General features: G+C 53.5%; 16 protein-coding genes. 5 read left to right on the top strand and 11 right to left on the bottom strand.

Features of this window, described 5'->3' with window-relative positions; all coding sequences use genetic code 11:
- Positions 1–143: 143 nt before the first annotated feature.
- Entirely contained in the window at positions 144–1,622 is a 1,479-nt protein-coding gene (locus tag FJ147_11525; protein MBM4256509.1) for a sigma-54-dependent Fis family transcriptional regulator, read from the top strand.
- Here the strand turns inward: FJ147_11525 and FJ147_11520 are convergent.
- The 6 genes from FJ147_11520 to crcB form a co-directional block, all read right to left on the bottom strand.
- On the bottom strand, positions 1,619–2,158 hold the full coding sequence (locus tag FJ147_11520) for a PPOX class F420-dependent oxidoreductase (GenBank protein MBM4256508.1): 540 nt from the start codon (positions 2,156–2,158) through the stop codon (positions 1,619–1,621). The genes FJ147_11525 and FJ147_11520 overlap by 4 nt on opposite strands.
- Positions 2,159–2,446: 288 nt before the next feature.
- Positions 2,447–3,160, bottom strand: a complete 714-nt coding sequence (locus FJ147_11515) for a class I SAM-dependent methyltransferase (GenBank protein MBM4256507.1) — start codon at positions 3,158–3,160, stop codon at positions 2,447–2,449.
- A 20-nt stretch (positions 3,161–3,180) separates the two neighbouring features.
- Positions 3,181–3,864 carry a leucyl/phenylalanyl-tRNA--protein transferase gene (locus FJ147_11510; GenBank protein MBM4256506.1) on the bottom strand — a complete coding sequence of 228 codons (684 nt, stop codon included), beginning with the start codon at positions 3,862–3,864 and terminating at the stop codon, positions 3,181–3,183.
- A 433-nt stretch (positions 3,865–4,297) separates the two neighbouring features.
- Positions 4,298–4,540, bottom strand: a complete 243-nt coding sequence (locus tag FJ147_11505; protein ID MBM4256505.1) for a hypothetical protein — start codon at positions 4,538–4,540, stop codon at positions 4,298–4,300.
- 30 nt (positions 4,541–4,570) lie between these two features.
- Entirely contained in the window at positions 4,571–5,656 is a 1,086-nt protein-coding gene (locus FJ147_11500; protein ID MBM4256504.1) for a phosphotransferase family protein, read from the bottom strand.
- A 133-nt stretch (positions 5,657–5,789) separates the two neighbouring features.
- A complete protein-coding gene (gene crcB / locus FJ147_11495; GenBank protein ID MBM4256503.1) occupies positions 5,790–6,179 on the bottom strand; it encodes a fluoride efflux transporter CrcB in 390 nt (129 codons plus the stop codon).
- Positions 6,180–6,308: 129 nt separating this feature from the next.
- On the opposite strand from crcB, the gene FJ147_11490 reads away from it, so the two are divergent.
- The 4 genes from FJ147_11490 to FJ147_11475 all read left to right on the top strand — a co-directional run bounded on the left by FJ147_11490 (position 6,309) and on the right by FJ147_11475 (position 8,945).
- Entirely contained in the window at positions 6,309–6,734 is a 426-nt protein-coding gene (locus FJ147_11490) for a rubrerythrin (GenBank protein ID MBM4256502.1), read from the top strand.
- Positions 6,735–7,121: 387 nt separating this feature from the next.
- On the top strand, positions 7,122–7,697 hold the full coding sequence (locus FJ147_11485; GenBank protein MBM4256501.1) for a DUF3501 family protein: 576 nt from the start codon (positions 7,122–7,124) through the stop codon (positions 7,695–7,697).
- Between the two features lie 48 nt (positions 7,698–7,745).
- Entirely contained in the window at positions 7,746–8,189 is a 444-nt protein-coding gene (locus tag FJ147_11480) for a transcriptional repressor (GenBank protein MBM4256500.1), read from the top strand.
- A gap of 120 nt (positions 8,190–8,309) precedes the next feature.
- Positions 8,310–8,945 carry a hypothetical protein gene (locus FJ147_11475; protein MBM4256499.1) on the top strand — a complete coding sequence of 212 codons (636 nt, stop codon included), beginning with the start codon at positions 8,310–8,312 and terminating at the stop codon, positions 8,943–8,945.
- Positions 8,946–9,225: 280 nt separating this feature from the next.
- Here FJ147_11475 and FJ147_11470 read toward each other — a convergent pair whose 3' ends face one another.
- The 5 genes from FJ147_11470 to FJ147_11450 all read right to left on the bottom strand — a co-directional run bounded on the left by FJ147_11470 (position 9,226) and on the right by FJ147_11450 (position 14,890).
- On the bottom strand, positions 9,226–9,993 hold the full coding sequence (locus FJ147_11470) for a hypothetical protein (GenBank protein ID MBM4256498.1): 768 nt from the start codon (positions 9,991–9,993) through the stop codon (positions 9,226–9,228).
- Positions 9,994–10,046: 53 nt separating this feature from the next.
- On the bottom strand, positions 10,047–11,576 hold the full coding sequence (locus FJ147_11465) for a DASS family sodium-coupled anion symporter (GenBank protein ID MBM4256497.1): 1,530 nt from the start codon (positions 11,574–11,576) through the stop codon (positions 10,047–10,049).
- Between the two features lie 3 nt (positions 11,577–11,579).
- Positions 11,580–12,581, bottom strand: coding sequence for a hypothetical protein (locus FJ147_11460; protein ID MBM4256496.1), 1,002 nt, complete (start codon positions 12,579–12,581; stop codon positions 11,580–11,582).
- Between the two features lie 203 nt (positions 12,582–12,784).
- Entirely contained in the window at positions 12,785–13,753 is a 969-nt protein-coding gene (locus FJ147_11455) for an ATP-NAD kinase (protein ID MBM4256495.1), read from the bottom strand.
- A 123-nt stretch (positions 13,754–13,876) separates the two neighbouring features.
- Positions 13,877–14,890, bottom strand: coding sequence for an alpha-ketoacid dehydrogenase subunit beta (locus tag FJ147_11450; protein MBM4256494.1), 1,014 nt, complete (start codon positions 14,888–14,890; stop codon positions 13,877–13,879).
- Between the last annotated feature and the right edge of the window lie 81 nt (positions 14,891–14,971).

The raw sequence follows: 14,971 nt of genomic DNA, 5'->3' as shown, positions 1-14,971 counted from the left end.
GACCGAAGCCAGCACACAATGGTCTCGTCTCTCATCCCTGCTCTTGTGCAGAGGCTCTCCACTCCGGTCAATCACTATTGCGGTAAGTTGTTTCCTGCCACCGCCTAACGCAGAGCGAAACACATGTTGGACGACTGACGGCGTTGATCGAGACGACCCAGCGTCTTCTCACGCTGACTGAACCAGAGGACTTGTTGCAAACGATTCTCGAATCGACACTTCGTCTATTTGCTGCGCAAGCGTGCAGTATTGCGCTCGTTGATGAGAATGCGCAACAACTCTCTTTTGCTTTTACGTTAGGTGGCGCAAAACTCGAAGAGGTTCACCTTCCTCTTGGGCAAGGCATCATTGGGTGGGTAGCGGCTCATGGTGAAGGCGTGATCTGCAACGATGTCGCAACTGAGCCCCGCTTCTTTGGACAGATCGATCGGCAAACCGGATTCAGAACAAAGATGGTGCTGTGTGCGCCGCTGCGCCATGAAGGTCGACTTGTTGGTGCGATCGAGGTGTTGAATACGGCTGCGGTCGGTGGGTTTCAGCCAACGGATCTGGAATTGTTAGCGGCCTTTGGCGGCTTGGCGACGCCGGCTTTGTATCGGACCAAAGCTGCGACAGCAATTCAGAAAGCGAAAGTCGCGTTTGCCGAAGTGGTACACGAGCGTTATCGCCTGGTGGGCGGTTCAAGTCCAGCAATGCAAGAGGCGTTGCATGTGGCCCGGAGCGCTGCAGTAGCAAACTCCACGGTGCTCTTGCTTGGGGAAAGTGGGACCGGCAAGGAAGTCATTGCCCGTGCCATTCATCAATGGAGTCCACGCGTAGAGCAGCCCTCTGTGGCAGTGAATTGCGTGGCGCTCACGCCAGAATTACTTGAGAGCGAACTGTTCGGTCATGAGAAAGGCGCCTTCACCGGAGCGATTGCGCAGAAGCGAGGAAAGTTTGAGTTGGCCGATGGCGGGACAATCTTCCTTGATGAAATTGGTGACCTCGCGCCAAATCTACAAGCGAAGCTCCTCCGTGTTTTGCAAGAAAAAGAATTTCAACGCGTTGGTGGGGTCAAAGATTTTCGCGTCGACGTTCGCGTGATTGCCGCGACCAATCGCAATTTACGGCAGGCGATGCAGCAAGGGCAGTTTCGCGAGGATCTTTATTATCGACTCAATGTCGTGCCCATTACCTTACCACCGTTACGCGAGCGCAGTGAAGATTTACCCGCCCTGATTGAGCATTGCACAGCTCGTTACTGTGATGAGATGAAACGTCCGAGGCTGATGATCGATACCGCCGCGATGGCCGCACTACAACAATATGCATGGCCCGGCAATGTGCGTGAATTGCAAAACATCATTGAGCGTGCCACGGTCTTATCGCAAGGGCCAGTCCTGAGCGTTGCCGATCTGCCTGGTGAACTACGACAGCAGAGTGTGTCTCCCCTAGCGACGCTAGAGTCGTATCAACCAACGCGTCAGTTTGCGTCTCTGGCTGAAGCCATTGAAACCGTCAAACGTGAACAAATTCAATTGGCATTAGATGAAAACGGCGGCAACCAAACCAAAGCGGCCCGGCGACTTGGTTTGCCGCGCCCGAATCTCTCTCGTCTCATGAAGCAACTTGGGTTGCGCTAAGGGGTTGCTTGCGCCGGTTGGATGACGATTTTTTTGATTACTGCCTTGCCATCCTGAAACGCAGGCTCGTTAACTCCCATGCTCCACTTCACTATTGGTGTGATGCGCAAGTATTCCCCTTCGCCGAGCAACCCTGTGCGTTTGACAAGTTCTGCCGTGCCATGAATCTTGATTGAGCGCGGTTTCCACGGCGTGAGCGATTCCCAGTCGTCGAAGACGATCGCGATTCTGCCATTTCCCCGTTTGACGTTGCGATACTTCATGGTTGCTGGATTATTACGTCCGCCAACAAAGAAAGTGGTGCCGTCGAACTCAAAGGACACTGGCGCAACATCAGGCTGGTGTTTGTTAGAGACCGTCGCAAGTCGAGCCACTCGTTGCGCTTTGATGTAGGCCACTTCTTTCTCGGAAAATATCGCCTGGCCTGCTTGTGATGGAGTTGTGTCTGCGGCGGTTGCGAGGGACGGGATAAGGAGGGCAAGAACGGTGAAGAGTAACTCCCGTCGGACCATTTGCCAGTGACAATTTCGTACCATGACTTTCCTCCGTTGACATGGAACCACAGCCAGAAAAAATCTCTCCTCCAGCCGAGCAGACTCCTAAATCGAACCACAGAACATTCGTACACTGTACGCGAGAGCCCTGCGGACGGGTCATTCTGAACGGAGCGAAGAATCTCTCTGAGAGACCCTTCGTTGCACTCAGGGTGACAACTCTGCTGTGCCAATCTTCCGTGGACCGATTTAGCAAATCCACCCCGCGAATGCCAGCTTCGCGGCAACTTGGGAAAACGTGGCTTCGGTTTCTCTACGTCTTGCTAGAAATTACTTGGGGGGATGCGTAAATTCCAAGAAGTACTGATATGGCAGAAAGTCGACCGAACGCGTGAGCTGAAGCCCGGCTTGCCGAAACTCTTCGGTTACGGTTTCTGGCGCCAGTTTCCATTCCATCGGTGGACCGAGCGGCAGTTCGCGTTTATGGAAATCGACGATGACCACACGTCCACCAGGCTTCAACGCCTGTGCTAACCGGCGGACATACGCTACTCGCTCTTGCATGTGATGATAGGTATCGCAGATGAATACGACGTCGATGGAATTCGGCTCAAGCTGCGGATCATTGGCGGGAACCTGTCGGGCGCTCAGGTTGGTGAGGCTACGTTTTTTCGCATCCTCGTTGATGTAGGTGACCATCGTCGGTTCAATATCGAGACCGAGTGCTTTGCCTTGAGGCCGGACAGCAACAGCGAAGCGCCGGGTAAAATATCCGGTGCCGGCCCCAATATCTGCGACGACATCGCCGCTGCGCAGTTGCAGGTTTTTTACGACGTCATCGGGTTTTTGCCAGGCGTCGCGTTCGGCACTTTCGAACATCGCTACGGCCTGATCGATGTTATTGAAACGATGATCATGCGCAGCTCCCTGGGGTGGACGATGAGAATGGTCATGTCGATGCTGTGACCAACTCACAGGGAGCGTGACGAACATGCCCAGGCTTAGCAAAGACGTAAACGCGACCAACACACGAATGGCATACATCGTGAATTATCCTTCCAGTATTATCGTTCTCCCCACTTCCCGCGTCGCGTGGGAAATTCTAAAGCGTGCACTAAGCGCCGCAAGAATTCTTTGCGGGGAATTTCATATCCGCCTAAACGTTGTAAGTGTGGGTTGGTGATTTGGCAGTCGATGAGCGTAAATTCCCATTCTTGCAAGCGTTGCGAGAGGGTAGCGAAGGCTACTTTCGAGGCGTTGGTTTCATGCTTAAACATCGATTCGCCAAAGAACGCGCGTCCGAGGCTCACCCCATAGATGCCACCGACGAGTTTGCCGTCACTCCACGCCTCAACGGAATGGGCAAATCCGGCATCATGCAATGCGCAGTACGCATCAACCATTTCTGTAGTAATCCACGTGCCCTGGCCTTGAGCCATACGTGCTTCTCCGCAGGCACGAATCACTTCAGGGAACGCTTCATCAAATGACACCACGAAACGCCCCTGGCGCAGGAGCCGCTGGAGACTCCGAGAAACATGAAACTCACTAGGTTTCATAATGCATCGTTGCGGTGGGCTCCACCACAAGATCGGCGTGTCGTCTTCGTACCACGGAAATATCCCGAGTTGATACGCAAGGAGAAGACGATTGACACGCAGGTCGCCACCAATAGCAAGTAGGCCATCGGGATTTGCTTGTTCAGGGTGAGGAAAGCGCAGCGCGTTTGTCAGTCGATATACCGTCATCGTGTGCATCCCGGAGATGTGGCAACGTCGATCTCAGCAGGTCATGGTTCCATCACGGGTTCTAACAGCTTGTCTATCGTTGAAGAACCCATTCTTACTGTCAAGCGCAGTCTCAGTTGAGTCGTGTTTGTGTTAGCCGCGGATCTTATGCTCGATCAAGACTACGATTGAAGAGTTCGAGTTGCTCTTCGGATGAACGGGGAGGGCCTTCTAGTGACTCCGTCGTTTGCGTCGCTGCAGTTGGTGGTACACTCGCTGGAGGCCGAAGGGGGGCACATTGAGTGAGGAGCAAAAGAACAGCAAGAAGGAACAGGAAGGAGTACGAGCGTCGGGGGGCACATTTGCGCTAAGGCTGGCTCTTTGCATGTTGTTGATTGATACCACGAATCAACGGTCAGCACAGGGGCATGACCGTTGGTTCTATGTTGGTTCGCTATTCTTTGGTTTTCAGTTCGGACTCGTGTTCCTGCATAAAAGAACGGATGTCGTCTGCCATATCCAGCAATTTGCTCCATTGTTCTTTGTACAGGGTGACAGGAAAACGTCCGAGACCGTAGACCGAGACGCCACCTTTTTCGCTGACCTTGAGTGAGATGCCTTTTGAGCTGCGAGACTTTAAGGCTGCGTTCTCGGCTTTGAGTTTTTCAAGTTCAGCGCGCAAATCTTCTTCTGCCATAGAACCTCCATTCACGTACGATTGTCAATGTTACAAAGAGGAACGTTGGGCAACATCATGGGCGGCTTCTGCGAGATAGACCGAGCGTTGGCTAAAGTCATGTAACATTTCATCTTGGAGTTGCCCATTTTGATACAGTACAAAAAGTTGCATACACACAGTTGCGGTTTTCCACAAGGCGAACGTTTCATAGAACGGAATGGCACTGACATCACGTCCACTCTTTTGCGCGTAGCGTTCGACCACTTCAGCTCGGGTATAGAATCCCGGTAAGTCGTGTGGGGCTCGTGATAAGTATTTTCGTTCCGGCGAATCGGTGGCCTCCGTCCAATAATTCAACAGTAAGCCCAAGTCGACAAGTGGATCTCCTAAGGTACATTGATCCCAATCAAAGATAGCGATGATGCGAGCGATGTCGTCAGGATCGACCATCATGTTGTCGAGTTTATAGTCATTGTGGAGGAGCGTCGGCGCAGCGGAAGGGGGAATCCGCGCTAAGAGCCAACGTCCCAGCTCGTCCATCAGCGGGATCTCACGGCTTTCTTTCACTCGTTCCCAACGCTTGATCCAACCGTTGACTTGTCGTTCGACAAAGCCGTCAGGTTTTCCGAGTGTCTCTAAGCCGATTGCCTTGTAATCGATAGCGTGAAAGTCGACCAGGGTATCGATCATTGCTTCACTCAAACGACGATACAACGCAGGCTGATTCAGATACGTTGGGGGCATCTCTTTATGGATGACTAACCCTTTTCGTCGTTCCATGACAAAGAACGGTGCTCCTAAGACACTGACATCGTCACAAAAAAAGAACGTTCGTGAAGCAGGCGGGAAAACGGGGGACAAGGCGGAGAGCACGCGGAACTCCCGTGCCATGTCATACGCGCCAGGGGCCAGTGGACCACTCGGAGGGCGACGCAGGACATATTCGTGCGGACCAAAACTGATGAGGTAGGTGAGATTCGCTCGACCACCAGCAAACTGCACAACACTGAGCGGGCCATCAGTCTGCGGCAATCGCGCGCGCAAGAACGGCTCAAGTATCTGCAGATCCAGCACGGCCTCTGGCCGTACGGTCACGGTTTCAGGCTCTGTCCATCGTGTCGGAATCGATGTCATCGCAATATGTTCCTTAATCGGAGGTGCTCTTTATCACGGTCACATCGGAGAATCCAGGAGTCAGCGTACCGATCTCAAGCGGACCAGTGGTCTGCGCTGCGGGCGTCTCTATCGCAAATCGGATGCCTATATCTCACACGGGCAGGTCTCCCATAACAACCTTTCCCACCCAGACTCCCAGACTGACACCGACAAGTCCCAGGGCAACACTGCCAATCATGTTCCACAGCGCAGCCCCAACGCTGTTGTCTTGCGCGAGACGCAACGTTTCGTAGCTGAACGTGGAGAACGTTGTGTAGGCGCCAAGGAACCCAATAGCAAAGAAGAGTCGGTAATACGGCGACGCGTGTGGCCGTGCGGCAAGATAGGCCATCAGTATTCCCAAAAGAAAACTTCCAGTGATATTGACGATGGTCGTACCCCAGGGAAATTGGCTTTCCCACTGTCGAGTAATCCAGCCTCCCAAGAGGTAGCGCGCATTCGCGCCAAGGAAACCGCCAATGCCAATGATGAGATATTCCATGCGTGCTGTCATAGCGTACGCGACTCTGACGGTCTACGTTCTCGACCGACGTTGAGAGAGGGGGTTGACACTAAGGCTTCGGTCTTCCATTTCTAACCAGGAATAATTCCTATTAAGGAGGATGTGGATATGGCAAAGTCCCTGCAAGGTTCGAAAACACACGAAAATTTGAAACACGCGTTCGCTGGTGAATCTCAAGCTAACCGTCGATACCTGTATTTCGCTCGTCGCGCTGACATCGAAGGGTATCCAGACGTGGGTGGCTTGTTCCGTGATACCTCAGAGGCCGAGACTGGTCACGCGTTCGGTCATCTCGATTTCTTGAAAGAAGTTGGTGATCCAGCGACTGGGAAACCGATCGGAGATACCGAGAGAAACCTGCAAGCCGCCGAGGCGGGAGAAACGTATGAGTACACGGAAATGTATCCGGGCTTTGCGAAAACCGCTCGCGATGAAGGGTTTGCTGAAATTGCCGAATGGTTCGAGACCTTGGCCCGTGCCGAGAAATCGCACGCTGGCCGTTTCAGAAAAGGCCTGGATACACTGAAGGCATAGGGAGTGAACTTTCTCGCTTCCGTATGTTTGTAGAGAACAGTTGCTGAACGCGAAATCAAACCACACGAGATTGGTACACTTTGGGTTGTCACCGGAGGGACCGTAGCGTGCGCTATGCGCACGGGAATCAACGCTGACAAGCGCGTCATGCGCACAGCGCACGCTACCCCAACTGTACGAATGTTCTGTGGTCCGATGTCGTACGTCATGCCTCGCGTAGGCGGGCATCCAGGGTGTTGCAAGAGAAGTCCTGGATTCACCTCCTCGATTCCTGCTTCTGCGGGCATGACGTTTCTCTCGCGTCGGTAGAATGACCAGAGCTGAAGACGACCCCGTTCCTGCAAGTGGACGAGAAATCCAGGACACACGTAAGACCAGGAGCTGTTGATGCAAAAGGTGGTGCTCGACGAGATCGTCGGTGCTGAACGCTATGAAAAAATCCGCGATGACTTTCGTCGTCGCATCATCGAGTTGAAGAAACACCGCCGTGTCTCGATTGGTGATCGGATCACACTCATCTTCGAGAATCATGACACCGTCCTGTTTCAGATTCAGGAGATGTTACGGGCGGAACGCATTACCGACATTGATAAGATTCGTTTTGAAGTTGACACCTACAATGAATTGATTCCTGGTGAAGGAGAACTGTCGTCAACGCTGCTGATCGAAATTACCGAACAAGACCAGATTCGACCGGAGTTGGTGAAACTGATTGGTCTCGATAAAGCGGTATCGCTACAGATAGGGACGCGCTTCAACGTACCCGGAGTTTTCGAGGGTGGTCGAAGTACGGAAGACAATCTCAGTGCCGTACAGTATGTGCGTTTTCCTTTACCACCTGAAGCACGAGCCGCCTTTCGTGCGGGAACGGACGAGGTGCGTCTTGTGATTTCCCATCCCAACTATCAAGCTCAAGTCCGGTTGCCAGCAACAACACGACAATCTTTGGCCGCGGAACTGTAAGTGTAAAGGTCAGCCAGGAAGTATTTGGTCGTTGCGAAAGGGCTGTGCATGACAAGGAACATTCGCAAACGGACGACCCGGCAGTTGACTGCCGTGTATGAGGCACTCAAAGGGGATCATTCCCATCCCAGTGCTGAGGAGGTCTATCGACGAGTGCGAAAATCGTCACCTCGTGTGAGTCTCGGAACAGTCTATCGCAATCTGCAACGGCTGACGGAAGAAGGGAAGATCCGTACGGTTCACTTTGGTGACCGCAGTGCTCGCTATGATCCGACACTTGAAGACCATGATCATTTTATTTGTCACCGATGTGGTCGCGTCGAAGACATCTGGCTCAAGCGAGACCGGCAGATGAATGTCACACCGCTGGTGAATAAAGGGTTCGTCGTCCTTGAGCACAGTTTGGCGATTCACGGACTCTGCCCGCAATGTGGACAACGTCGAGCGTCGCGACGGCGTTCTTCGCCAACTCAACACGGACCGCGGACGTAGCCTTGGGTGTCGGACGAAACATTCTGCAAAGGGGGGAACGGGATGGTGAGGCCGTAAAAGAGGGAAACGACGGGGAAAACAAGGCAGTTGGAGAAATTGGCGAGTAACGTTTGAGAGGAGATGGTCATGATTGTCGATATGCATGATGTGGTGCAGGCGCTGTTACGTTGGATTCATTTGGTCGCGGGCATTATCTGGATTGGCATGTTGCTCTTTTTCAATTTGGTGAATGCGCATGTGACGGCTGCGCTCCAGGCATCGACCCGGAGAGAGGTCGTTCCTCAACTGATGCCTCGTGCGTTGTTCTGGTTCCGTTGGGGGGCGATGTTCACCTTCCTGTCTGGATGGTTGATGATCATCTGGAAGTACAACGTTCTTGGCAGTGGACTGCATGGAGACGCGGGGCTGTTAGGTTCTGAGGCTGGCTATTGGATCACCTTGGGCGCGCTCTTTGGCAGCATCATGTGGTTTAACGTCTGGTTTGTCATCTGGCCCGCTCAGCAAAAACTCATCACCTGGGTGAAAGAAGGGCTGACACCGCCCGAGCAGCCATATGTGGCGAAGACGGCTCTCTACGCCTCACGGGTGAACACGTTCTTATCCGTGCCTATGCTGTTCGGCATGTTTGCTGGGGCAGGACACTATCCCAGCATCACGTTCTTTCCCTGGTTCTTGATCGTTATCGCTGTGGGCGCCGCCGTAGCGTACGTGCTGCTGTTCAAACTTGGGCCGAATGTGGCGAAGACCTGGCCGTGATTTGGGGGGGAGGGGGTAGGCTTTTAGGGGTAGGTTTTTACGCTGAGAAAAGACGAGACGTCATTCCCGCGAATGCGGGAAGCCAGGGAGAATACGCAATCGTTCAGGGGTGAAGCTCCTGGATGCCCGCCTGCGCGGGCATGACGAACACGCGGATCCTCACGAGGGGAAATCCGCGCCAATTGAGGCTTGGATAAAAAACCTACCCTGATGAGGAGGGGGTAGGGGGTGAGGGTTGGTGAAAGCAAACCGATCCCCGGCTCCCGACTCCCGAGCCCTGTTAGTTTCCCCCGAACTTTACCTCGACTTCTTTCGTTTCTTTTGCGCTAAGCGATACTTTCTGTGACCTGGTACCGAAGCGCTCATGCCAGGCTTCAAGGGTGTACTCACCTGGTGGAAGGTTGCGCAGCGTGAACGAGCCATCGCTGCTGCTCGCCGCAAAGTACGGATGAGAGAATGCGCCGACATAGACTCGCATCCACGGATGAATGTCACACTTTACTTCGATGACCGCTTCGGGCTTATCAATTTTCACTGAGCGTGACATCCCCTTCACACTCAAGCTGATATTCCACGCTTTAGCGGTCTGGGGAGAGCCATGGACATTGTGGGCAAGAGCGTCACTATTTAAGAACTTCAGGGGTTGGTCGACTTGAACCCCAGCGACCCGAGGCAGAAAGATACAGCCTTTCTGGTCTACGCTTACCGCTTCGCTCGGGGTCGCAAACACGCGGTTTCCTAATCCATCTTTAATATACACAAGCGCGTTCTCAACTCTCCCGTCTTTTACTAGCACGTCGCCTGCGAGCGGGTTTCCTTGCGGATGTTGAGAAGCACACTCCGCCCAGCCGCTCAGCTGAGCGACAGATTGTTCCGGTGGTGTGCCTTCAAAACGCACGATACCGGAGATCGTTCCTACCGTTGACAGATCGAGTGGCGTGGCAGGTTGTGCGGATTTGCTTGATTCTTGCCCACCTCCGCCACCGCAAGCGGAAATCAGCGCCAGAAGAACGAGTCGGCCGAACAAAGACAAAAATTGTTGTTTCATGGCTGTTAGCTTGCCAGAGGAGGACGCAAGATCAAGGACGGGCGTCCTGTCTGTTAACGAGCCCAGGGTGGAAGCGTATCGAGAGAAATGCCAAAGACAAAGATGCCAACCAGATAGACGAGGATCGTCAAGATCACTGCGCCGATAATATCGAGCCCAATGCCTGCGCGTACCATTTGCGGCACGGTGACATGGCCACTGGTGAATACGATTGCATTCGGGCCTGTGGCCGAAGGTAACATGAAGTTACAGACTGATGCAGCGAATGTTGCCGGAATCATTAAGAGTAAAGGGTCCATTTGCAATGCCTGTGCGGTAGCAGCCAGAATCGGCATTATCAGTGTCGTCGTCGCGGTGTTACTGGCAAACTCCGTGACCCAAGCCGTAAGCAGGGTAACCGAGAAAATCACACTCAACGGTGAGAGTTGTCCGAGGGAGGACAGTTGGCCTCCTAACCAAGAGGCCAGGCCTGTCTTCTCAACTCCTTCTGCGAGGGCAAGCCCGCCGCCGAGCAAAATCAATACGCCCCACGGTAAACGTTCGGCAGTTTCCCAATCCATCAGGAATTTCCCGCTCTTCCGTTTGGTCGGGATAAAAAAGAGTAGCAGGGCCATGACCATTGCGACGGTGGAATCTTGTATCGTGACTGGAGGCGGGAGCAATTGCGACCAACCTGGAATGGTAAAACTCCCAAGGGGGAGCTTGGCACGAAAGATCCACAACAGTGCTGTTATGGCTCCGATCAGTGCGACTTTCTTTTCTTCACTGCTCATCGGGCCGAGTGCCTGCAGGCGAGTGCGGAGAAATTGCTTATCTGCTTGCCAGCCTGCAGCAGGATACGGAAAGGAGATGTAGGTCAGATACGCCCATGTGATAACCGTTAACAACGCTGCCGCGGGGACACCAAACAGCATCCACTGCAAAAACCCGATTGTGGGAGCATCAGGAAAAAGCTTGGTAAAAGCACCGAGAAAAATCACATTTGGTGGCGTGCCAACAGGCGTGCCAACGCCACCGATTGACGCAGCGTACGCAATCATGAGCATGAGTGCGGTTCCGAAGCCTTTTTTGGTGTCATACCCTTGAGATTCGGCATGATCGAGAATGGCTAACGCGATCGGCAGCATGATCAACGTCGTAGCGACATTAGAAACCCACATCGAGATTGCCGCCGTGGTCACCATGATACCGAGCGTCAGTGACTGTGGTGATGCACCAACACGATTGAGAACCTGAAGGGCAAGGCGATGATGGAGATGGCATTTTTCGATCGCCAGAGCGATGATGAACCCACCGAGAAAAAGAAAAATGACGTGATCCGCGTACGCCTCTGAGACCTCCTGCGGAGTGAGAATGTGGAGGAATGGGAACAATGCCAGTGGAACGAGAGCGGTTACCGATGGATGGACAGCCTCACTGACCCACCATACAGCCATGAGTGCAGTAGCTGCAGCCATACGCCAGGCTTGAGTTTCCATTCCCGCCGGGGGAGGAAGAAGGAGGCACAGAAAGAAGACACCAAGACCAAGGAACAAGCCGATCCATTGCCGACGTTCGTAACGCGGAGGGCTGGGTTCACTCATGGGCTAACGTTCTGATCGAGCGAGGGCAGGAAGAGCGGTGGCGAGCAACCGCGCCATCGCATCGGCAAACAGTCGAGGGAGTTCTTTTGGGCGGCATCCGGCTGCAGCTGGATGCCCACCGCCACCAAAGGTTTGCGCGAGGATAGATAGATCTGCTTGACAGTCGAGCGACCGTCGGAGACTCACTCCCTCACCAGTCAAATCAAAGAACGCGAATACGGTCTGCGTCGTCTGTTTGCCCCAGGCATCACCAATTTCGCTTGGATAGCCATCGCATACCGCGGTTACCAAAGTATACGGAGTACCAGGAACCGGAATGCTCACGCGGCTGCGGTCTGCCAGAGCGAAGCTGTTGCGAATTTCGTCTGCGACTTTATCGTAAGCAGCTTGCATGGCGGGTGTATAGGTAACCGCCGCATCAATGTGCAGCATAGCCTCATACCCATCCAGGCGGTCGTGTTCGCCGAGCTTACGCAGTGTCCACGCCAGTTCACGGGACCCGGCAATGGCATGAATCCAGCGATCGGTATCGTCAGCCATCGCTACTGCGTGGGCGAAATCCGCGAAGTACCGGTTCTGTTGCGATGAAGTGCTGAGCTTACGCGTTAAGTAGTCGTAGGTTAGGCGAGAAGCAGCAAACTCTTCACTGATGACTTTATCAGCAAACGGGACATGAATTGCTCCACTGGCATAACGTTTAATCGCGGTACGGTGGTGGTCGATCCAGTAAATTTTCACTCCTTGTGCTGCGAGTCGACACAAATGCTCGTCGGTTTCCTGCTCTGTCCAGGAAATGTCAGTAATCCACAGTTCGCTGCCAGGAGGGGCGTCTTCTGAAGAGATCGAACGAATCACTTCGTTAATCCGTTCATTACCGGAGAAATGAGGGATGACGGTGGTATCAGCATAGTAGCGAGCGACAGCGACCGCAGCAGCAACGCCATCGAGGCAGTAGGGCCCGTGACTCACGACATGGACAAGGGAAGGGCGTTTAGACGTATCCATAAATTTATCGATTTCTACTTTCTCGAACTTTAGGGGAAAAGCCTATTATAGGAAAGCACTCTGCCTTCAGCAAACTGAGCGTGAGGCTGTAGTGGTTCAGTTTGATACAAGCATGCGTCTTTGTAGGGGCGACCCCACGTGGCCACCCAGGAAAAAGGCACCCACATCGAGGTGCCCCTACAAAACCACTCCAAACTGAACCACTACCGTGAGGCTGCATCCATGACTTTTTCAATATCGAGTACGCGTGGACCGTCCCATGACCATTCGATTTCCCACTGCTCATCGGCTCTCACTGGTAGTTCTCGTTCACCGTCGAGGGCTAATACTGAAGGACGGAAGCTGACAGGGAGGCGTGTTTTCTGTTGCATAACGATGTGACGTTGAATGCCAACCTGTGTCACAAGGCCAGGTGCGATTGCGGCAGTGATCGGACGTCCGTTTTCACCAAGCTGCAAATACAGCCCACCATCCTCCTGAGGATGAATCGGGTGGACCATGCCGCCAATCGAGGCCATGCCGATGTTGGTGGGGCGTCCCTGCGTCAGAAAGAGTTCTTTGAGGCGGTGCACTTCCCACAACGCACGAGCACCAATGAATTGATAGTCACAGACTGCTACGTCAACCAGCGCCAGGTCTTCTAAGGTTCCGTTCCGATAGAGGTTCAAACGCTTGGTGGGCAGCGTAAATTCACTCAGGGTCAAATGGCGAGACGCGTAATGACCAGCCGCGAGTCCGGCGAGTGTCGATTCGAGAAAGCGTGGAAAGGCATTGTTCGTTCCGGTTGATAGAGGAACCAGCGGCATTGCGCCGCAGCCTTTAGCGACGACACGGCTGGTGCCGTCGCCGCCAATGACAATGACACACGCGACTCCTTGTTCGTGCATCAGTTGCGCTGCGCGCGTGGAATCTGCCGCCTCATCGTATACGGACATCTCTAAGAAGCGTGTCGTGACACGCAGTGGAGTGCCAATGCCAGCGAGTGCTTTGTTGCAGATGTTGGCTGGATCAGGAAAGAGCACGACTTCGTTTGCACCGGCACCTTCGATCCCGAGAATCGCACGACGCACGATGTACACTTTCTCTTGCGTGTCGAGCACAGAACCGTGGGCGACGAGGCGACGAATGTCTTTTCCCGCTCGGGGGTTTGCGATGATTCCGACTGCAGTCATAAAGGTAGGCTTTGGGATTTAGGATCTAGGCTCTGGATATTTGGATTGAGAAACTGGGAGTGTTAGTCGAAGAGAGCTTTCCTTTCTCCCTGATCCCAGATCCTAAATCCTAGAGCCCAGAGCCTAGAAAAGGGAAATAGCTGCCGCCGTAATCTTCTGCGCATTCGGCAAGTAATGGTCCTCAAGAGGCGGACTGAACGGCACTGGTGTATGCGGTGCCGTTACCATCTTGATTGGACCGTTGAGATAGTCGAAGCCTTTATCCGCTACGACTGCAGCAATATCGGAGGCCATGCTGCACCGCGGATGCGACTCATCGACAACGACGAGCCGTCCGGTCTTTTTGACCGATTCCAGCACCGTCTCTTCATCAAATGGTGAAAGTGTACGTGGGTCGATGACTTCGGCACTCTTGCCTTGTTGTTGTAAATCGTCAGCTGCCTTAAGCGCATGGTGAACCATCTTCCCCATCGCGACTATAGTAAGATCATTGCCTGGACGTTTGATGTCGGCTTTGCCGAGGGGAATAGCGTACGGCTCTTCTGGTACTGGGCCTTTCATCGCACCAAGAGTGATATCTTCAAAGAAGATGACTAAGTCGTCGTCACGAATTGATGAGATGAGCAACCCTTTGGCGTCGTACGGCGTTGCTGGAATAACTGTCTTTAATCCGGGAATGTGCGTGAAGAGCGAATACAAGACTTGCGAGTGTTGCGCGGCTGCACGATAGCCACCACCACAAATGGTGCGAATGACTACTGGCACTTTCGCCTTGCCGCCGAACATATAGCGGAGCTTTGCCCCTTGGTTGAGCAGTTGATCGAAGCATACGCCCATAAAGCCGACGAACATCATTTCAGCGATGGGACGTAGACCTGTGACGGCAGCACCGACTGCCGCACCGATGAAGCCGGATTCACTAATTGGCGTGTCGATGATGCGCTCACGGCCAAATTCTTTGACCAAACCTTTCGTGACTCCGAGGACACCACCCCACGCTTCGTCACCTTGGAGATGGTCAACGTCCGCGCCACCAGCGACATCCTCGCCCATCAAAATGACAGTTGGGTCACGTTGCATCTCTTGCCGCATCGCTTCATTCAGCGCTTGTCCGAAGTTGAGTTGTCGTTCAGCCATGTTCCCCTCCTTTGCCCCTCCGCCAAAGGGGCTGGGGGCTAGGGACTAGGGGCTAGAAAAGGAACTGCTTCTGTCTCGCAG

The sequence above is a fragment of the Deltaproteobacteria bacterium genome, from assembly GCA_016874775.1.
GTDB lineage: Bacteria > Desulfobacterota > Binatia > Bin18 > Bin18 > VGTJ01.
The sequence above is the reverse complement of the archived record's forward strand: the minus strand, read 5'-3'. Positions and strand labels throughout refer to the sequence as shown.